This is a genomic window from Streptomyces sp. UF-297 (assembly GCF_058245575.1).
The window spans coordinates 18351-37811 of sequence record NZ_JBSIBZ010000025.1; the positions used below are offsets into that span (position 1 = coordinate 18351).

Here is a 19461-nt window from a genome sequence, read left to right on the forward strand (position 1 = left end):
ATATGCGGGCTTTCCCTGGAGCCCGGCACGGCACCGGTCCGCTCAAGGAGTCGAAAATAAAGCGATCGTTCTGTATCGTTTCGGCGACGAGGCTCGGATACGGATCGAAGGGGGGCACCCACCATGGCCGCGCGTGCGACAGCGCCTGCCCAGGCGCAGCCCACCCCCGTCACCGAGGAGCTCGCCGCTTTCACCGAGGAGCTCTTCGCGCATCTGCCGCGGGCCGACCAGCGCCGCTGGGCGGCCGCCTATCTGCGCGGGCTGCTGACCTCGCGGGGCAGGAAGTCGGTACGCCGACTGGCCGCGGCCGTCTCCGACTCACCGACCGCGGCGCAGTCGCTGCACCAGTTCGTCAACGCCAGCCCCTGGGACTGGAACCCCGCCCTGGAACAGCTGGTCCGCTGGACCGAGCGGCGGTTGACGCCGACGTCGTGGACCGTGGGCCTGGCCGTCCTGCCCAAGCGCGGCAGCCACTCCGTCGGCGTGCACCACCGCGCTGGCCAGGAGGGCAAAAGGTCCGTCAACTGCCAGGTGGCGGTGGGCCTTTTCCTGTCCGACGGGCAGCTGCACCTCCCCGTGGACTGGCGGCTGCTGCTGCCCGAGCCGTGGTCCCGGGACCCGGGCCTGCGGCGGCGCACGCGCATCCCGGACGATGTGCGCCATCGCCCCGTACGGGCGCTGGTGCTGGACATGCTCGACTCCCTGGCCGCCCGCAGCGCGGTCGCGGTGCCGCTCGTGGCGGACCTGAGCGCGGAGGGGACGCAGGGCGCGGCGGTCGCGGAAGGCACAGAGGGTACGGAGGAATCGGAGGGCGCGGCGGCTCAAACGGCCGCGCTGCTGGCCGGGTTGAGCCGCCGCGGCCAGGACTTCGTCGTCGCGGTGCCCGGCTCGCTGCCGGTGCTGCCCGTCGGCGGAGACCGCAGCACGCCCGCGGCCGCCGCGCTGTACGGCGAACAGCGCCTAGGGCATGGCGGTCTGCACCCGTACGCGATCCCAGCGCTCGCGCACGGCGGCGGCATCGGCCGCGTACAGATCCGCTCGGCGCTGGTCCGGCTGCCCGAGGGAGCGGACGCTCCGGCGCGCCCGTACCGGCTGTTCGCCCGGACGGGGCCGGGCGACGGGCGGCACGCCCGCCTGTGGATCACCAGCCTGGTGGACGGCCGGGCCGACGAACTCCTCCGGTTCACCGGGCCGTCCGCCGCCACGGCGGCCACCCTCAGGACCCTCCGGACCGGTTTCGGCCTGCTGGACTTCGGGGGCCGCTCCTACCCGGGCTGGCACCACCACATGACGCTGGCGTCCGCCGCGTACGCCTACAGCCGGCTCGCCGAAGGGGACGGCCGCGCCCTCTCACCCGGCCGCCGGTCCGCCTGAACCGGCGCGAGCGCGGGGCCCGGCGTGCGCATCGGGCGCGGGCCGTCTCAGACCGAGGCGGCCTGTACGCGCTCCGGGTTGACGGAAGTGCGCGCCACTACGGCGGGCACCGCGATACCGGGAAGCAGCAGCTGCCACATCCGTACCGTGCGCTCCGTCAGATCCTCCCGCCCGCAGACCACCGCGGAGACGGTCTGCATGCCGGTGCACGCCTCGACCACGAACTCGGCCACCTCCTCGGGCTCCACCCCGGCCTGCAACTCGCCCTTGTCCCGGGCGACCTGAAGGCACTCCCCCATGATCCGCTCCCAGTCCCGGAAGGACGTGGCGTCCTGCAGGCCGAAGGTGCTCTGCTCCGTCGCGAGCCGAACGCCCGCCCGCAGTACGGGATCCACCCTCAGGCGGTGGGCCCAGATCAGGGTGATGTCCACCAGGCGCTGCAGCCCCTCGGACGCCAGAAGCGGAATGATGGTCTCCGGCTGGGCGTTCATCACCGCCCGGGCCAGCCCCTCCTTGGATTCGAAGTGGAAGTACATCGCCCCCGAGGTGGCACCGGCACGCTGGATGATCTTGTTGATGCTCGCGCCCGAGTAACCGAACTCGTCGAAGATCTCCGCTGCCGCGCGCAGGATCACCTCGCGGGTCTGCACAGCTCGTTCCTGCTTCGGCCGCGCCACCAGACACCCCTCCAGAAAAATTAGAACACTCTTTATGGTGCCTCTTGACACTACCTGCTCCGCGCCCACACGGGGAGCTCGTGACCCGGCACTTCACTCCCTCGCCGCCGACTGCGGAAGCGGCGTCTCGCCCAACACGCCGCGAAACTTGGCATAGTCCCGCAAAACCACTGCAGTGTCCAGATCTTGGACAGCGGTGGGAGATGTGGCAAAGTCATGATCAAGAGATCTCGGGAAACAAAACGAACACTCTTTATTCTCGCGCATCGGCATCAGCCCGACACCGGCGCTCCTGACGCGCCGGATCTTCTCACGCGCCTTGGGGGAACTTCCATGTCCGTACTGTCCGCGCACGACGGCACCGTGGCACAGGAGTACGTGCACAAGCTCGAGCGTTCCGAAGTACTGCTCACCGGCTGGCGCGCCACGGGCCCCGACACCTACCGCGTCACCGCCCAGTGGCCGCACCGGCACCCCTTCTACGCCTCCGGGCACGGCGTCCACGACCCGCTGCTGGCCGCGGAGTCGATACGCCAGACCGTCCCCCTGCTCACCCACCTCGCCTACGGCGCGCCCCTGGGGCACCGCCAGGCCTGGCGCGACTTCCGCTTCGCGCTCGACCCCGCGGCGCTGGCCGCCGCCACTTCCGGCGCGATCGAGCTGCGCATCACCTGCACCGACGTCGTACGGCGCGGGGGCCGCCCGGCTACCGTCGACATGCGGGTGGACATCCTGTGCGACGGGCGCCCGCTGGGCACGGCGCGCACCAGCTTCTCCAACCAGTCCCCCGCCATCTACCAGCGGCTGCGCGGCCCGTACGGGGATCTGGCCGAGGCCACGTCGCGGGCCCTGGCCCCCGCGCCCGCCCTGGCGGCGCACCTGGTGGGCCGCGACCGGCCCCAGGACGTGGTCCTCTCCCCCACCGGCGTGCCGGGCCGCACCCGGCTGCGCGTGGACCTCACCCACCCCGTGCTCTTCGACCACCCCGTCGACCACGCGCCGGGCATGCTGCTGCTGGAGGCGGCGCGGCAGGCCGCCCAGGCCACGGCCGCTCCGGGGCAGGCCCTGGCCACGGGCATGGACTGCGACTTCATCCGCTACGCCGAGCTGGACGCGCCCTGCTGGATCGAGACCGAACCGCTGCTCGCCGGCGACGGCGGCCCCGACGGGCAGTTCCGCGTCCTGGTCCTCGCGCGCCAGCACGAGAGCGTCATCTTCTCCGCGGCCGTCACGCTCACCCCCGCGGCGGCCCTGCGCACGGGCGTGCCCGCACTCGGCACCGCCGGGCCCGTGCTGCCCCGCGTGCCCGCCCAGAAGCGGCGCCACATCGCTCCTCGTACGGGCCGGTCCTGAGCCTGTGCCCCGTCCAGGACACCTCCCACCGCCCGCTGCCGTGCGGGCGGGAAAAGCCGAAAGAGTTCTGATGAGCAGTGAGCAGAAGTTGCTGAGCGGCAAGGTCGCCATGATCACCGGGTCTTCCAGCGGGATCGGCGCGGCGGCGGCCGAGCTGTTCGCCGCCGAGGGGGCCGCGGTGGTGCTGATGGCCCGGCGCGCCGACCGCCTCGACGCCCTCGTCGAGCGGATCCGCGCCCGCGGCGGTCGCGCGGTGGCGGCGGCGGGCGATGTGACCCGCCCGCAGGACGTCGAGCGGGCCGTCGCGGCGGCCGTGGAGCACTTCGGCGGGCTGGACGTGGCGTTCAACAACGCCGGCTGGGCCACGGCCGGTCCCTCGCTGCACGAGACCGGTGACGAGGTGTTCGCCCGCACCATGGCGGTCAATGTGGGCGGCGTGTGGAACTGCCTGCGCCAGCAGATACCGGTGATGCTCGGCTCCGGCCGGGGCGGTTCGATCGTGAACACCGCCAGCGTCGCCGGGGTGCTGGCCACCGGGGCCAGCGCGCCGTACGTGGCCGCCAAGCACGCGGTGATCGGGCTCACCAGAGCCGCCGCAGCGGACTACGGGCAGCGGGGCATACGGGTCAACTCCCTGGTGATGGGCAGCGTCCGCACCGAGCTGATGGACGAAGTGCTGGGCAATACACCGGAGTTGGAGGAGTCCTTCGTCACGCGCTCGGTGCAGAAGAGGATGGCGGCACCGGCGGAGGCGGCCGAGGCGGCGGCCTGGCTGTGCAGCGACCGGGCCTCCTTCGTCACCGGTACGGCGATGCCGGTGGACGGCGGCTGGACGGCGGCCTGAGGCGTCTCGCACGGGGCTCGCCACAGGCGGGCATTCCGGACCTGACGGGGGTAACCGGCCAGTAGCGCTCCGTAAGATTTTGCCTTCATTCATTGCACGGTTGAGCGTTCCTGAACGCTATTGGGGTCAGAGAGTGCGAATACTCTCGGTGTCGTGTGAGACGGCACCGCCCACACCAACCGGAGGGGAACCGAAGGTTCCGTGATTCTCGAGATCCTGTGCGACACAGCCGTGCCCGCGGTGCGCGCGTCCGGCGCCGATGTGCCCATACCGCCACGACGGCGCGGGGACGGCCGCCGATGAACGAGGAAGACCACCACCGGCATTCTTCCGTGACTGCCCTGCCCGGCCTGCCGGCCGACTTCCGCGCGTTCCACCAGCTCTACCGCGGCGACTACGTCCGCTGGGCCGAACTCCACCTGGGGTCACGGGCGGACGCCGAGGAAGCCGTCGACCTCGCCTTCGAGCAGCTGATGCTCTCCTGGCCGACCGTACTGGCCCAGCCGGTCCCCGAGGCGTATGCCTGGCGGGTGGTCAAGAACCGTACGGTCGACCACGCGCGAGCCCGCGGCAGGCGGCCCGTGGTCGTCGACGTCGCGGCCTTCGAGACGCAGTCGCTGTCCAACACCATCGATCCCATCGGGGAGTTGGAGGCGTCCATCGCGCTGTACCAGGCCGTCAAGGCGCTGCCCGAACGGCAGCGCGACGTGATGGTGCTGCGCTTCGGGCTGGGCAACACCACCAAGGAGACGGCCCGCATCCTGGGCATCACCGAGGCCGGGGTCCGCTCGACCGTCCGCTATGCACGGCACCGGCTGCGGCAGGCCTTCGGCCTGGAGGAAGGGAAAGGCGATGAGCGCCTCGCGGAGTGAGCGGATCGACGGGCTGCTGGCCAGGGCCCGGCTGAACTCGCCCCCGTACAGCGCGCGCGAACTGGCCGCCGCCGAGGGCCGGTTGGCCGCGCGGCTGGGCGACCGCATGCTGCACGGCGCACTGTCCTTCGACGATGCCGTCCAGGCCACCCAGTGGGCGGCACAGGAGCGCCCCGAGGCCGCGGCGGCGGGCCAGGACCGCCAGGAGCCGGCTCCCGCCGCCTACCGCAGGGCGGTCGGGCCCGATCCGGCCGAGCGGCGGCGGATGCGGGAGGCCGCGGCGGACCTGCGGCGGCTGTGCCGGCTGCTGGTCGGGCAGCCCGACGCGCTGCACCAGATGGTGACGTTCATCGGGGACCGCGTGCTGGAGCCCAGCGGCGCCCGCGTGCTGGCGTGTGTCCTGCAGCTGGCCGGGCGCGAGGACTCCGCCCGCTTCTGGTGGCAGTACGCGGCCGGGGCCGGGGACACCTGCGCCGCGTACTGCCTCTACCTCCACCACATGGCGCTCGCCGAGGTCGGCGAGGCGCACTGGTGGCACGCCCAGGCCGACCCGGACCGCACGGATCACTCTTCGCTCCCCGGCCGCACCGCGCGCACCCGGCCGTGCGCCAAGGCGTACGACCTGGTCATCACCTGGGCGGTCGGCCTGGAGGTCGAGCTGGCGGAACTGGCGGCCCAGGCCGTGCCGTCCGCCGCCTCGGCCGCGGTGGTGGGCTATGTCTCCACCGCCGTCGAGTACGTCGACGAACTCGACCTCCCCCTGCTCCCGGCCGGATTCGCCCAGCGCATAGAGGAGTTGACCGGCCCCTAGTCCTGTCGTCAAAGTGCCTGGGCGTTCAGGTGGAAGGGGACGGTGTTCCAGGGGCTGTCGGGGCTGCCGGCCAGGACCCGGTGCGGAGTGAGGGCCGAGCCGTACATGGGGCCGAAGGCCTCCTCGTCGTAGCGCAGGGCCCGGCCCAGGATGTAGCCCGCCGAGAAGTCGTCCCAGGAGGTGTACCGCTCGCGGCACAGCCGGCCGGCCCGCAGCACGGCCTGCTCGACCTCGGGGCGCTCGGCGTAGCGGGCGCCCAGGCCCCAGCGGGCGAAGCTGACCGCGCGCCCGTAGTCGTAGCCCAGCGCGGAGGTGACGTACCCGTCGGGGGGCAGCAGGTCGTCGGCGCGGAAGCGGGACTCGTACCGGGTGATCCGGCCGATCAGGGACCCGGAGGCGGCGACCTCCAGCTCGTCGGCGCCGCGTTCGCGCAGGGTGTTGGCCGTCACCCGGCGCCACAGCTGCGGGTCGGTGTGCGCGCCGGGATAGCGGCGGGCGATCTCGCGGCGCACGCCCAGCGCGAACTCCTGCAGGGAGGGGGCGGCGGGCTCCTGGAGCAGCTGGGTGAGCTGCTCGCGCCAGCCCGCGCGGTCGAAGACGCCCCAGGACTCGCGCAGGATCGCGACGTCGCGGAGGTAGTCGCCGCAGACGTCGCCCAGGTCGTTCCACAGGACCTGGTTGTGGACGGCCAGGTGGGTGCCGCAGGCCAGGGCGTGGGCGAGCGGGCCGTGCAGCGGGCCGGTGTATTTGGTGAGCAGCGCGCCATCGCCCCGGGCGCGCTCGGGGGCCTCCACCGCCAGCGCCCGCCAGTGGTGGTCCTGGCCCTGGTCCGCGGGGAAGTAGGCCTCGTCGGGCGTGCCGGGGTTGACCAGCAGTCCGGGCGGGCCGTCCAGGCCGTCGAAGGCCGGGCCCGGGGGCAGCGGTACGGCGCACAGGACGAGGTCGGGGTGGCGGGCCGGGAGCTGGCCGCGGGTGTGGACGACGAAGCAGCGGCCGCCGTCGGGGGCGTTGAACAGCAGCATGGACGCGGCCGCCCCCACCTCGTCGACCTCGTCCTTCACGGCGAAGGTGAGCGTCTCGGCGCGCAGCAGGACGCGCTTGTAGCCGTCCCAGTCCGCCCGCGACTTGGCGTCGTACAAGGCGCGTTCGACGTCGGTGGGCGGGGTCCAGGCGGCGCTGCGGTCCGCGTCCCCCGGCTCCCCCGTACTGGCCGTGTCACCCATCTCCGCCGCACCCCCGTGTCCCTGTGTCCCTGGATTCCTGTACCGCTGCGTCTCTGTGTTGTTACGGCTCCTGCCATCGGCACATGCTGCGTGCCGTGGCGCACCTCTATATTTCCCACGTTTCCGGGCTTCCCCACCTCTCCCTCGCGTGGGCCGGTCCGGAGTTGTCCACAGGCTCAGCGGGGCGCGGCGCGAAGCTCGTACGCTTCAGGAATGACTGATCTCGACAACGGTCCCGGGGCCGAAGAAGCGAACGAGGCCGGTGCGGCGGGCGGTGCCGCGGGCGAGGCCGTGGGGGTGCTGCGCCGCGTCTTCGGCTACGACGCCTTCCGCGGCAGCCAGCAGGAGATCATCGAGCACGTCATAGGGGGCGGGGACGCGGTCGTGCTGATGCCGACCGGCGGTGGCAAGTCGCTGTGCTACCAGATCCCGGCGCTGGTCAGGCCCGGGGTCGGGGTCGTGGTCTCACCGCTGATCGCGCTGATGCAGGACCAGGTCGACGCGCTGCGCGCGGTGGGCGTACGAGCCGGTTTCCTCAACTCCACGCAGGACTTCGAGGAGCGGCGGCTGGTGGAGGCCGAGTTCCTGGCGGGCGAGCTGGACCTGCTGTATCTGGCGCCGGAGCGGCTGCGGGTGGAGCAGACCCTGAGCCTGCTGGACCGCGGGAAGATCTCGCTGTTCGCGATCGACGAGGCGCACTGCGTCGCGCAGTGGGGCCACGACTTCCGGCCCGACTACCTGGCGCTGTCGATGCTGCGCGAGCGGTGGCCCGAGGTGCCGAGGATGGCGCTGACGGCGACCGCGACCCGGGCCACCCACGCCGAGATCACCTCCCGGCTGAGCATGGAGCAGGCCCGGCACTTCGTCTCCAGCTTCGACCGGCCCAACATCCAGTACCGCATCGCGGCGAAGAACGACCCGAAGAAGCAGCTGCTGGCGCTGCTGCGCGAGGAGCACTCCGGGGACGCCGGCATCGTCTACTGCCTGTCGCGCGCCTCGGTGGAGAAGACCGCCCAGTTCCTGGTGGACAACGGCATCCCCGCGCTGCCGTACCACGCGGGCCTGGATTCCCGTACGCGCGCCGAGCACCAGTCGCGGTTCCTGCGCGAGGAGGGCATGGTCGTGGTCGCCACGATCGCGTTCGGCATGGGCATCGACAAGCCGGACGTACGCTTCGTGGCCCACCTGGATCTGCCGAAGTCCGTCGAGGGGTACTACCAGGAGACCGGGCGCGCGGGGCGCGACGGGCAGCCCTCGACGGCCTGGCTGGCCTATGGGCTCCAGGACGTCGTCCAGCAGCGGAAGATGATCGACGGTTCGGAGGGCGACGACGCCCACCGGCGGCGGCTGTCCGCGCATCTGGACGCGATGCTGGCGCTGTGCGAGACGGTGCAGTGCCGCCGGGTGCGGCTGCTGGACTACTTCGGGCAGCAGAGCGCAGCCTGCGGCAACTGCGACACCTGTCTGACCCCGCCGCAGACCTGGGACGGCACGGTCGCCGCGCAGAAGCTGCTGTCGACGGTGGTGCGGCTGCAGCGCGAGCGCGGGCAGAAGTTCGGGGCGGGCCAGATCATCGACATCCTGCTGGGCAAGAAGACCGCGAAGGTCATCCAGTTCGACCACGACGCGCTCAGCGTCTTCGGGGTGGGGGCCGATCTGCGCGAGGCCGAATGGCGGGGCGTGGTACGGCAGTTGCTGGCGCAGGGCCTGCTCGCCGTGGAGGGCGACTACGGCACCCTGGTGCTGACCGAGGCCAGCGGCGAGGTGCTGGGCGGGCGGCGCGAGGTACCCATGCGCAAGGAACCCGAAAAGGCCGCGAAGACCGCGAAGGCAGCGAAGGCCAAGCGCTCGGCGCCGGTGGACCTGCCGCAGGAGGCGCTGCCGGTCTTCGAGGCACTGCGCGCCTGGCGGGGCCGTACGGCCAAGGAGCAGGGCGTCCCCGCGTACGTGATCTTCCACGACGCGACGCTGCGCGAGATCGCCGTGGCGCAGCCGACGGACACCGCCGCCCTCGGCTCGATCAGCGGCGTGGGCGAGAACAAGCTCGCCAAGTACGGCGGGCAGATCCTGGACGTGCTGGCGGGGCGGGACGGCGACGAGGAAGCCCTGCCGGAGGAGCCCGCCGACGCGAGCGGGGACGGCCACGAGGAAGACGTGGACTGGTAGCCGACGGCGATCCCGCCGGCGGGCGAGGGAGCCTCACCACGGCGGTACTCGCCGGGGCGGCGGCCGCGACGACGGCGGCCTTGCATCCCTGCATGCCGGTGGCAGCTTCTTCGGTCGTTGCGGCGGCGGCCTGCCGGGAAGGGGGATCCGGCAGGACGCCGACGCCGCACCTGCGTGCACGGCCCATCCTGCGGCCCGGCGCTCACGTCCCGCTGACGTTCCGCTGACGCCGGTATCCCCTGGTCAGGCAGGGGGCGGCGTCGACTCCGCGGGGAGGCAGAGGCGCACGAGCGCGCCGCCGTCCGGGGCGTTGGCGAAGGTCAGCTCGATGCCGAGGACGGCCGCCTGGCCGACCGCGATGGTCAGGCCGAGGCCGTGGCCCTTGCCGCGCCCCGGCGCGTCGGTGCGAAAGCGCTGCGGCCCGTGGTGCAGCAACTGCTCCGGCAGGCCGGGGCCGTGGTCGCGGACCTCGATGACCGGAGCCGGGCGGGGCCCCCGGGGCTCGGCGCCCACCGTGATCACGACCGGCGGTCTGCCGTGCCGGTGCGCGTTGATGACGAGGTTGGCCACGATGCGGTCCAGGCGGCGGCGGTCCGTCTCGACCCGCGTCTCGCGCTCGACCCTGACCTCGGTGTCCAGCCCGGTGGCGCGTACGGACCGCTCGACCAGCGCGCCCAGTTCGTACGTGCCCATCTCCGCGCGCTCGGTGCCCGAGTCCAGCCGGGAGATCTCCAGCAGGTCCTCGGTGAGCCGGTGCAGCGCCCGCAGCCGGTCGTTGATCATCTCCTTGGGGCGGCCCTCGGGGAGCAGCGCGGCCGAGGCGAGGATGCCGGTGAGCGGGGTGCGCAGCTCGTGGGCGACATCGGCGGTGAAGCGCTGTTCGGCCTCCAGGCGGCTCTGCAGGGACCCCGCCATGGAGTCCAGCGCCACGGCCACCGCGCCGACCTCGTCCTGCCCCGCCGCCCCTTTGCCCGTACGCCTCTTGACGCCGACCCGCGCGTCCAGGTCGCCCGCCGTGATCCGGCGCGCGACATCGGCGGTGGCCCGCAGACGGCGGCTCGTACGGTGCGCGAACAGGACACCGGCGAGCGCGACGGCGGTGGCGGCCAGGACGGCGGAGCCGAGGATGGCCCGGTCGAAGGACTCCAGGGAGCGGCGGGTGTTGCCGTAGGGGGACCAGACGGCCAGGATCCGGTCGCCCGCGGGCGCCGCCGCCCACATCACGGGCTGCCCCTTGTGCGTACCGACCATGCTGCCGGTGTTGCCCTCCAGCACCAACTCGCGCAGCTCTCGCGGGAGTTCGTGCGGGTCCAGGAGGGTGTTGAGGCCCTCGCCCGAGATGCCGTACTCGAAATAGCCCAGCGCGGTCTCCAGGTCGGCGCGGGTCTCCTTGCGGACCTGGCCGACGGTCTGGCGGGCGACGGCGTTGTGCACGAGGACGCCGAGGACGGCGGCGACCGCGCAGCACACCGCCGTGATGGTCAGCGCGATCTTCCAGCGCAGGGAGACCGCGGGGCGCCTCACCGCGCGTTCCCCGCACTCGGCTCGACGCTCGGTCCCGCACTCGGTGTCTTGGGCCCACTCCCCTGCCGCCCCTTGTGGTAGTCGTCCAGGGTGATGCTCCAGGGACCCATCACCCCGTCGTCCCACACATAGTCCGTGACGCTCACATAGCGCGGGTCCTTGGTGGGCTCGCGTACGACGAGGTACCCGGCGGCCAGCTCGACCCCGGCCAGCACCGCGCGCAGCCCCAGGATCCGGGTGACGACCCGGTCGCGGACGCTGTAGACGCGCAGTTCGCTGGTCCGCCCATCGGCCAGGTCGACGGCGATGATCAGGTCACTCTTGCCGTCGTCGGTCAGATCGTGCAGGACCGGAGCGCGTACGGCCCTGGGGTCCGGCGCCCGCTGCCCGTCGGAGGTCAGGTCCGCGGTGACGACGTCCACCGGCCTGGCGTCCTTCATGTCGCCGGAGGGGATGCGGGGGACGCCGGGTACGGGCTTGAGCGCTCCGGGGTTCTCGTCGCGGCCCGGCGGAGCGGGCGTGTGCCGGGGCCACAGGGCGAGCGGGGCCTTGACGTCCTCGGCCCGGCCGTCGCTGTGCAGCCCCTCCGGGCTCGCGCAGCCCGACGCCGGGGCGAGCGGGGCCAGGACGGCGAGCGCGGCCAGCGCGGCCCGTACGGCGGCGGCCGGCGCGCTCCCGCCCGTCCGCCGCCTCGCGTACCTCGCCATCGCCCGCCGTCACCGCCTTCCGGGCCCTTCCGGCACAGAGCGCGAATAAATCACCACTTAACGACATCAAACTACCCACATCGGTGGCGCGGTGAATCCCGGGAGGGCCCCGTCGTGACACGACTGACCACAGAGCTCGGGCCCGCTGTTACACAACCTACGGATCGCCGCAAAGCTCGGTCCGTAGCGTCTTCCTTGTCAGAACGCACCACCCCAGACCCCATGGCGGTCAGGCCGCCCACGACGAGGAGTACTCCCATGCGGACCAAGCGCCGCTCCGTGATCCGTACCGCCACCGTGGCCGCCGGCGCGCTCGCCGTCCTCTCCCTGCCGGTCGGCGTCGCGGTCGCCGCGGACTCCACCACTCACTCGATCGGCCGGACGTCCGTGCTGCCCGACAACGGCATCGCCGGGCTCGCCGAGAAGGCCGGCCAGCTGCCCCCCGCGGGCCTCGCGGGCGGAGCCGCGGGCGCTGCCGCCGTCGTGGGCCTGGGCGTCGTCGTGCACCGCCGCCGCCAGTCGGCCCAGCAGCACTGACCCAGCCCCTCTCCCGGGACCGGCCAGGAGCCCCTCCCGGGACCGGCCCGGGGGCTCGGGCTCCGATCGGGGACAATGGTCACCGTACGGAGCGCGACGGGAAGCCGTGCTCACCCTGCGGCAGGAGTTCACGCGCGTTGTCCCGGTCCAAGCCCGAGCCCCGGTCCCAGTCCAAGCCCCGCGCCAAGCGCCGGGCCCCCGCCCGGCCGCAGCCGCGCGCGACGGCCGCGGCCTCCCCCGCAGCCCCCGACCTGCCCGTCTCCAGTGACGGGCGGCCGGACCTCCTGGCGGACTGCGGCAGCTGCTTCGGGCTCTGCTGCGTCGCACTCCCCTTCGCCGCCTCCGCCGACTTCGCGGTCGACAAGGACGCCGGGAAGCCGTGCACGAACCTCCAGGCGGACTTCCGCTGCGGCATCCACACCCAGCTGCGCGACAAGGGCTTCTCCGGCTGCACCGTCTTCGACTGCTTCGGCGCCGGGCAGAAGGTCTCCCAGGTCACCTTCGGCGGGCAGGACTGGCGGAAGAACCCCGGCAGCGCCCGGCAGATGTTCGCGGTCTTCCCCGTCATGCGCCAGCTCCACGAGCTGCTCTGGTACGTGACCGAGGCCCTCGAACACCCCGCCGCCCGCCCGATCCACCGCGACCTGCGGCGCGCCCTGGACAACCTCGACCGGCTCACCCGCGGCAGCGCCGACTCCCTGACGGAACTGGACGTGGCGGCGCTGCGCCAGGACGTCAACACGCTGCTGGTACGCACCGGCGAACTGGTACGGGCCAAGGTGCCGGGCCGCAAGAAGAACCACCGCGGCGCCGACCTCATCGGCGCCCGGCTCGCCGGCACCAACCTGCGCGGCGCCAATCTGCGCGGCGCCTACCTGATCGCGGCCGACCTGAAGAACGCCGACCTGCGCGAGGCCGACCTGATCGGCGCCGACTTCCGCGACGCCGACCTCACCGGCGCCGACCTCACCGGCAGCATCTTCCTCACCCAGGCCCAACTCAACGCCGCCAAGGGCAACGCCACCACCGTCCTCCCCCCGACCCTCAGCCACCCCACGCACTGGTAGCCCTGGGCCGGCCGAGGCCCGCCGCACGCCCGGGCCCCGTCGGGGCGCAGGGCCCCGTCAGGGACGCAGGGCCGCGCAAGGGACGCGGGGCCACGCAAGAAGCGCAGGGCCACGCAAGAAGCGCGGGACCGCGTCACTGTGCGGCCCCGCCGCGCGGGCGCGAGCGGAGCCCCCACCGGCCCGCGGCGTCACCACCGCCCGACCAGCGAAGCGCTCGGCAAAGCCCTACCGCACGCCCTCCGGACAAGCCGTCCCCCGCGGCAGCTGATACGGCGCGGCCAGGCGATACGTCCCGGCGCGCGGGGCGTGCAGCACCGTCCACTCGTCCACCGGCAGCCGCTCACGCTCCGCCGTCGCCCGGTCAGGCGACGGATCGGCCTTCGTCAGACAGCCGTAACGGTTGACCGCGGGCCCGCCCCGCTCGCCGGGCCGCGGCGCCTCAACACCCTTGCCCCGCTCGTCGACCAGCCCCAGCCACGGCGAATACGGAACCCGTACCACCACGGGCCCCGCCTTCTTCACCGTCACCGTCACCTGCGCGGACCCCTCACGGACCGCCTCCGCACCCGGAGCGGCCAACGGCGTGGGGTTCTTGACCTGGTAGAGCCGCCAGTGCGAGTCCGACCAGACCTCGTCCAGATACGGCAGCCCCGAGGCAACCAGCCGCGCCTCCTCCCGCGCCGAGCCGTCCGGCTCGGCGCCCACCGGGAGCACGACGTAGCGCACCGCCCAGCGGTCCAGCCACTGGCGGTAGGTGGTGGCGTCGAGCGTGCCCTTGTAGAAGAGCGGGTTGCGCCCGACGTCGGCCTGGCGGTTCCAGCCGCGGGCGAGATGGACGTACGGGGAGAGCGCGGAGGACTCGCGGTGGCTGCGGGCGGGCACCACTTCCACCCGGCCCCGATCGGTGTCCCGGCGCTCCAGCTGGTCCACCAGGGGCGCCAGCTCGCGCGCCCAGGACGCGGCGGGGGCGGTGTGCACGATGTCGTCGACGGTCTTGAAGCCGTGCCAGACGGTGACGGTGAGCAGCGCGGCCAGCGCTCCCCACCACTGCTTGGACCGGGCCGGGTACAGCGGCAGCAGCGCGATCAGCACCACGCCGGAGAAAATCATCGCGAGGCGTACGACATTGGTGCCGACCTGCGAGTCGATGGCCGCGGTGGCCAGCACCCCGGCCGCGTAGACGGCGGCGCCGAGGCGGACCGTGCGCCAGTCCACCGGCTTCCTGGGGGCCAGGACGAAGACCGCCAGCGCCAGCAGCAGCGGCAGCGCCGCCGAGGCGAACGTCATCGGCTGCGTACCGCTGAAGGGGAACAGCAGCGCCGAGGCGCCGATCACGGCGGCCGGGGCGAGCGCGAGGGCATAGGCGGCGGGCCGGCGGCGGGAGAGGAACAGCGCGCCCGCGACCACCCACAGGAACAGCGCCGCCACCGGGCTGCTCACCGTCGCCAGGCCCGCCAGCAGCGCCACCAGCGCGGCCCGCGGGAGACGGTGCGAGCGCCTGCGCGTACGCCATCGCGCGGGCCACGCGAACACCGCCGCAACCGCGGCCAGCGCGAACATCTGCCCCAGGCCGTAGGTCACCCGGCCCGAGATGGCGTTGCAGGTCAGCGCCACCACCCCGTACAGGGAGGCGGCCAGCGGGTGGGGGACGGCCCGGCTGCGGACCAGAATCAGCGCGAGCAGCCCCGCCGAGACGGTGCCCGCGATCATCATCGTCGTCCGCACACCGAGCGCGACCATCAGATACGGCGAGAAGACGCTGTAGGACGCCGGATGCATCCCGCCGTACCAGGTCAGGTTGTACGCAGAGTCCGGATACCGCGCCACGAACTCCGTCCACGCATCCTGCGCGGCCAGATCCCCACCACTGTTGGCCAGAAACACAAACCACAACAGATGCAGCACCGCCGCACTGAGCACGGCAGCGGGAACGGGCCGGGCCAACGCCCGCACGGCGCCGCGCAGGCGCCCGTCACGGGCGGCCGTTTCCGGCGCCGCACCGTCACTCGTGCCGGTAGCGCCGGACACCGGTATTCGCCCGTCGGATGCTGCGGTTTTCTCGGAGCGGGACGGCTCCACGGTGGTCACTACGACTCTCCCCGTCTTTCCCCATCTGGTCCTCCCCCGCCCCACGCCACCCCGGCCAACGTGCCGGACACAGCGGTCGGCCGACGCTAGCACGCGCATACGGCCCGGACACGGGCACGGCCCGGCCGGGGTGTCCCGGCCGGGCCGCGTGGGCCTACCGGCCCTGGCTGGTGCGCGTCAGCTGATGCGGGTCAGCTTGGAGCCGAAGGACGGTTCGGTGAGGTCCTTCTGGAGGGCTACCGGGACCTTCTGGGCGGTTTCGCCGGTGCCGACGGTCAGTTCGCCGACGACGGTGCCGGCCTTCGCCTGGTGCGGGACGGGCTTGTCGCCCTTGCCGACCTTGAGGTCCAGCTTCTGGCCCGCGACGCCGATGGCCGACAGGTCCTTGGTGGCCACGACCGGGGTCTGGCCGCCCAGACCGTCGTCGACGTAGCCGACGACCTGGCCCTTCTTGACGGCGGTGGCCGAGGTGAGGGCGTTGCGCACGGCCTCGATGACCTTCTTGCTGTTGTCCTGCACCATCGTCAAGCTGTTGGCGCCGTTGGGGTCCAGGCCCTTGAAGTGCTGGTCCATCATGGTGCCGATGATCAGCGGGGTCTTGTCGCCCACCGACTTATAGGCCGCCCACGACAGCGTGCCGCCGGCCGCCGAGCTCGAACCGGTCTTGATGCCCTTGATGCTCAGTCCGGCCACCAGAAGGCGGTCGTTGTTGTTGTTGATCCGTCCCAGGCCCGGAATATCGGCGTTGGGGAGCGCGACTACCGGGCGGAAAGCGTCGAACTTCATGACCGCCTCGGCCAGCTTGAGCTGGTCCACGGCGGTGCTCACGGTCTTGGCGTCCAGACCGCTGGGGTCGGTGTAGGTGGTGTTCTTCATGCCCAGGTCCTTGGCGGCGGCATTCATCTTGTCGACGAATGCCTTCTCGTCCTGGGACTTGGTGTCCCAGCGGGCCAGGAGTCGGGCGACGTTGTTACCCGAGGGGATCATCAGCATCTTCAGCATGTCCTGCTGGCTGAACTTCTGGCCCGTCTTGAGGCCCTCGATCCGCGACTCGTCCTCGGACTTCCCGTCCTCCACGGTCTTGGCGTCGACCTCGATCTGCGGCCCCTTCTCGTCCTTCTTGAGGGGGTGATCCTTCAGAATCACGTATGCCGTCATGATCTTGGCGACGCTCGCCGTCGGTACGGGCTTCTCCTCGCCGAACGTCCCCAGGGAGCCGGAGCCCACAACCTTCACCGCCGCCTGCCCCTTCTCCGGCCACGGGACGGAGAACTTGCCGCCGCCGAAGGTGTAGGAGGACTTGGCGTCGCCGACGGTGAGGGTGGGGTCGGGGAGGGGGCGGAAGGTCTGGACCACCACGAAGATGACTCCGAGGAGGATGACGATCGGGGTCCAGATCTTGAAGCGGCGGGTGACCGTCCGCATCGGGGTCTCGGCGGGCGGCGGGGTGTTGGTGAGCTGCGCGAGCAGGTCGAGCGGGGGCAGCGGCTGCTGCTTGGTGTGCTCGGAGGCGGGCAGGGCGCCCGGCTCGGCCTGGGCCGCGGCGGCCTTGGAGCCCGCCTTGTCCGCGGGCTTGGCTTCGGAGGGGGTGGCGGACTGCTGGTCGGTGGCCGGGGCGGCTGCCGCGTTGTCGGCCGACTTCTTGTCCGTCTTGCCGGTGGCCGGGGGCTTGAGCGGGGCGCCGGGGGACACCGGGCGCGGGGGCTTCATCGGGGGCGCGTCGGTCGACTTCAGCGCCACGAACTGGCTGGTCCGCTCGGCGTCCGACTCCGAGGCCGGCTTGTCGCCGTCCTTCTTGTCGTCGGCGGGCCGGACGGCCTTGATCGCCGTCGTCGGCTGATCGACCGGCTTCGGCTTCGACTTCGCGATGGCAAACGTCTTGGTGGCGTTGTCGACCGGCGCCTCGTCGGCGTCGAGGGTGCGGAAGACGGCGGTCGCCCGGTCCACGGGCTGCGAGCCGTCGGCGTCCTTGTCGGCGTCGGCTTCGGAGGTGCTGTCGGTGCCGCTGTCGCTGTCGGACGTGGGCTTCGTGGGCTTCGTGGGCTCCGCGGCCTTGGCGTTCTTGGCTTCAGAAGCGCGGTCGGCGCTGCCCTCGGGCGTACGGGCCGAGTCTGCCGGTGCCGAGCCGCGGGCCCACGACGGGCGCTTGCCGCCGTCGGTGTCCGTGTCGTCGTCGCCGGTCAGGGTGTCGGAAGAGCCGTTGGAGGCGGCGGCGTCGGAGGCGGGCGCACCGGCCTCGGCGTCGTCGTCCGCGGTCGCCACCCACGCGGCCACGGCCGCCCGCAGCCGGTCGTCGCCCTTGGGGCTCGTACCGGACTCGGCCCCGGAAGCGGAGGGCGTGGAAGGGGCGGAGGAGGTGGAGGAGGTGGAGGAGGTGGAGGAATCCGTGGCCTCGGGGGGCTTGGGGGAGCTGGGCGTCGAGGCGTCGCTCTCGTCGTCCGCGTCGCTCGCGTCTTCCGCGCCTCGGGACTTCGCGGCTGCGGCCGCGTTCGTACCCGCGTCCGTGGACGCCCGGTCCGTGCCCGAGGCCGAACCCACGCGCGGGTCCGCGGCCGTCTTCGTACCGGACGCCGCGGAGGCCTTGGACCCCACGGACGTCTCAGCTGCCTTGGACCCCTCGGACGCCGCGGACGTCTCAGATGCCTTGGGCTCCCCGGACTCCCTGGACCCCTCGGAGGTCTCGGGCGCCGCTGAGCCCTTCGGCGACCCGGCGGATCGTCCCTGCTGGTCCGGCTCGCGGTCGGCCGTGGGATCGTCCGAGGAGGTGCCCGTACGGGCCGTCTCGGGGGCCTCAGGGGTTTCGGAGGCCTTGGATGCCTTGGAGGTCTCGGAGGCCTTGGACGTCTCGTCCTCGGCGTTCCGCTCCGGCCCGCTGTGTTCCGTGTCGCCGTCGCCGAAGGCCGCGAGTCGGGGATCGCGTTCGCCGTTCGCCGTCTTCGCCGTCTCCCCCGACGACTGCTTCTGCTCCGACTTGTCGGGGGACTCGCCCGCCACCGATGTCTCCTTCATACGTCGCGCTGCCGCCTTGCCCGTCTTGCCCGTACCTGGTGCCGTGCCCAGCCAGACTTCCCAAGTGTCCTGTGTCCGCGGGGCGCCGGCTCGCCGCCACGCGTACCGGGGCTGTCAGCACCCCGAAAATGGGGTCGCCCCCGTGCTAGACGAGAACGACATACCTGCCGGTTCCCTACCGAACCCCCCACGCACTCTCGACAGATGAATGTGAGAGGGGTCACCCTGTCATTCATCCACGCGGGGAGGCATGGATGGGCAGGAGCCGCAGAACAATTCCGGAGGAGCTTCTGCTGCTCGCTTTGGACCCGGCCACGGGAACCACAGCGCAGCCGCAGTCGCTCGACCTCGGTCTTGCCGGGGCCCAGCTAGTAGAGCTGGCCCTCGCAGGACGGATAGCCCCAGACGGGGATCGTATCGCCGTGGTACTCCCACGGCCGACTGGAGATCCGACACTGGACTCGGCGCTCGAACTGCTGCGACGTCGCGGCAGTCCGGTGCGTGCGGTCCACTGGATCGGCGGGCCCCGCCTGGGGCTGCGCCAGACGTATCTCACGCATCTGGAGCGGTGCGGCATGGTGCATGCCGTGGCCGGTCAGATGTGCGGGGTGCTGCCGACGACTCGCTATCAGGCGACGGACACGGCCATCAGCCGGGAGATCAGGGCCCGGCTGGACAGCGCGATCCGTACCGGCGTCCCGCCGGACCCACGGACCGCGGCGCTCGCCGCTCTGGCCCATGCGGTCGGACTGGGCAAGCATCTGTATCCCGGAAACGAGGGGCGTTCATCGCGCTCCCGCCTCCGGGATCTGATCCGGCACGACCCGATGGGCGGGCTGGTCGCACACGCCGTCATGGATGTGCAGAACGGCGTCGCGGCGCAGCCCAGGCGCGCCACGGCAGCAGCCGTCGGACCGGGGCACGCCCCGGTACACGGGCCGTCCCGTCAGACGGCGGCCCGGGCCACGGCCGATCCGGCAGGTGTGCCGGCGCAGTCGCGGCGCGGCAGCATGGCCCGCGTCGGCGCCCGGTGACACCGGGTACGCACGGGCCCGCCCGGCACCGCCCGCAGGGCGGTCACGGCGAGCACCACAGGCACGGCGAGCACCACAAGAACAGCCAGCACGGCAGGCACGACACGTACCGCACGCACGACGCGTAGTGCGGCGGCCGTCGCGTCATACGGCTGCACGGCACGTACGCGGGCAC

15 protein-coding genes are annotated in these 19461 nt (G+C 72.4%); 9 read left to right on the top strand and 6 right to left on the bottom strand.

Going from position 1 to position 19461, the window contains the following annotated elements; all coding sequences use genetic code 11:
• Positions 1-123 precede the first annotated feature (123 nt).
• Positions 124-1374 carry an IS701 family transposase gene (locus AC4IJH_RS16930; protein WP_490852547.1) on the top strand — a complete coding sequence of 417 codons (1251 nt, stop codon included), beginning with the start codon at positions 124-126 and terminating at the stop codon, positions 1372-1374.
• Between the two features lie 47 nt (positions 1375-1421).
• Here AC4IJH_RS16930 and AC4IJH_RS16935 read toward each other — a convergent pair whose 3' ends face one another.
• The gene (locus tag AC4IJH_RS16935; RefSeq protein ID WP_490852548.1) at positions 1422-2051 is read right to left on the bottom strand and encodes a ScbR family autoregulator-binding transcription factor; all 630 of its coding nucleotides are present in this window, start codon (positions 2049-2051) and stop codon (positions 1422-1424) included.
• 333 nt (positions 2052-2384) lie between these two features.
• Between AC4IJH_RS16935 and AC4IJH_RS16940 the strand changes: the two genes are divergently transcribed.
• The 4 genes from AC4IJH_RS16940 to AC4IJH_RS16955 all read left to right on the top strand — a co-directional run bounded on the left by AC4IJH_RS16940 (position 2385) and on the right by AC4IJH_RS16955 (position 5931).
• Complete coding sequence (locus AC4IJH_RS16940; RefSeq protein WP_490852549.1) at positions 2385-3404, top strand: ScbA/BarX family gamma-butyrolactone biosynthesis protein; 1020 nt, start codon at positions 2385-2387, stop codon at positions 3402-3404.
• Positions 3405-3474: 70 nt separating this feature from the next.
• Positions 3475-4248, top strand: coding sequence for an SDR family NAD(P)-dependent oxidoreductase (locus AC4IJH_RS16945; RefSeq protein WP_490852550.1), 774 nt, complete (start codon positions 3475-3477; stop codon positions 4246-4248).
• Positions 4249-4547: 299 nt separating this feature from the next.
• Entirely contained in the window at positions 4548-5120 is a 573-nt protein-coding gene (locus tag AC4IJH_RS16950; RefSeq protein WP_490852551.1) for an RNA polymerase sigma factor, read from the top strand.
• Entirely contained in the window at positions 5101-5931 is an 831-nt protein-coding gene (locus AC4IJH_RS16955; RefSeq protein ID WP_490852552.1) for a hypothetical protein, read from the top strand. The genes AC4IJH_RS16950 and AC4IJH_RS16955 overlap by 20 nt, the downstream gene beginning before the upstream one ends.
• Positions 5932-5939: 8 nt before the next feature.
• Here the strand turns inward: AC4IJH_RS16955 and AC4IJH_RS16960 are convergent, their stop codons facing one another.
• On the bottom strand, positions 5940-7154 hold the full coding sequence (locus tag AC4IJH_RS16960) for a DUF1266 domain-containing protein (RefSeq protein WP_490852553.1): 1215 nt from the start codon (positions 7152-7154) through the stop codon (positions 5940-5942).
• A gap of 213 nt (positions 7155-7367) precedes the next feature.
• On the opposite strand from AC4IJH_RS16960, the gene recQ reads away from it, so the two are divergent.
• A complete protein-coding gene (gene recQ, locus AC4IJH_RS16965) occupies positions 7368-9320 on the top strand; it encodes a DNA helicase RecQ (protein ID WP_490852554.1) in 1953 nt (650 codons plus the stop codon).
• Between the two features lie 243 nt (positions 9321-9563).
• Here the strand turns inward: recQ and AC4IJH_RS16970 are convergent, their stop codons facing one another.
• Positions 9564-10844, bottom strand: coding sequence for a sensor histidine kinase (locus AC4IJH_RS16970; RefSeq protein WP_490852555.1), 1281 nt, complete (start codon positions 10842-10844; stop codon positions 9564-9566).
• On the bottom strand, positions 10841-11551 hold the full coding sequence (locus AC4IJH_RS16975; RefSeq protein WP_490852556.1) for a hypothetical protein: 711 nt from the start codon (positions 11549-11551) through the stop codon (positions 10841-10843). The genes AC4IJH_RS16970 and AC4IJH_RS16975 overlap by 4 nt, the downstream gene beginning before the upstream one ends.
• Positions 11552-11809: 258 nt before the next feature.
• Between AC4IJH_RS16975 and AC4IJH_RS16980 the strand changes: the two genes are divergently transcribed.
• Together AC4IJH_RS16980 and AC4IJH_RS16985 are read left to right on the top strand one after the other, a co-directional pair.
• Positions 11810-12088, top strand: a complete 279-nt coding sequence (locus AC4IJH_RS16980; RefSeq protein WP_490852557.1) for a hypothetical protein — start codon at positions 11810-11812, stop codon at positions 12086-12088.
• A 251-nt stretch (positions 12089-12339) separates the two neighbouring features.
• Positions 12340-13155: a pentapeptide repeat-containing protein gene (locus tag AC4IJH_RS16985; protein WP_490852607.1), complete on the top strand. Its 816-nt coding sequence runs from the start codon at positions 12340-12342 to the stop codon at positions 13153-13155.
• A 225-nt stretch (positions 13156-13380) separates the two neighbouring features.
• On the opposite strand, the gene AC4IJH_RS16990 is transcribed toward AC4IJH_RS16985, so the two are convergent.
• Both AC4IJH_RS16990 and AC4IJH_RS16995 read right to left on the bottom strand, forming a co-directional pair.
• Entirely contained in the window at positions 13381-15243 is a 1863-nt protein-coding gene (locus AC4IJH_RS16990; RefSeq protein ID WP_490852558.1) for a DUF8823 domain-containing protein, read from the bottom strand.
• A 177-nt stretch (positions 15244-15420) separates the two neighbouring features.
• Entirely contained in the window at positions 15421-18252 is a 2832-nt protein-coding gene (locus AC4IJH_RS16995; RefSeq protein WP_490852559.1) for a serine hydrolase, read from the bottom strand.
• 254 nt (positions 18253-18506) lie between these two features.
• Here AC4IJH_RS16995 and AC4IJH_RS17000 point away from each other — a divergent pair, with 254 nt between their 5' ends.
• Positions 18507-19286 carry a GOLPH3/VPS74 family protein gene (locus AC4IJH_RS17000; protein WP_490852560.1) on the top strand — a complete coding sequence of 260 codons (780 nt, stop codon included), beginning with the start codon at positions 18507-18509 and terminating at the stop codon, positions 19284-19286.
• The last annotated feature ends 175 nt before the right edge of the window (positions 19287-19461 follow it).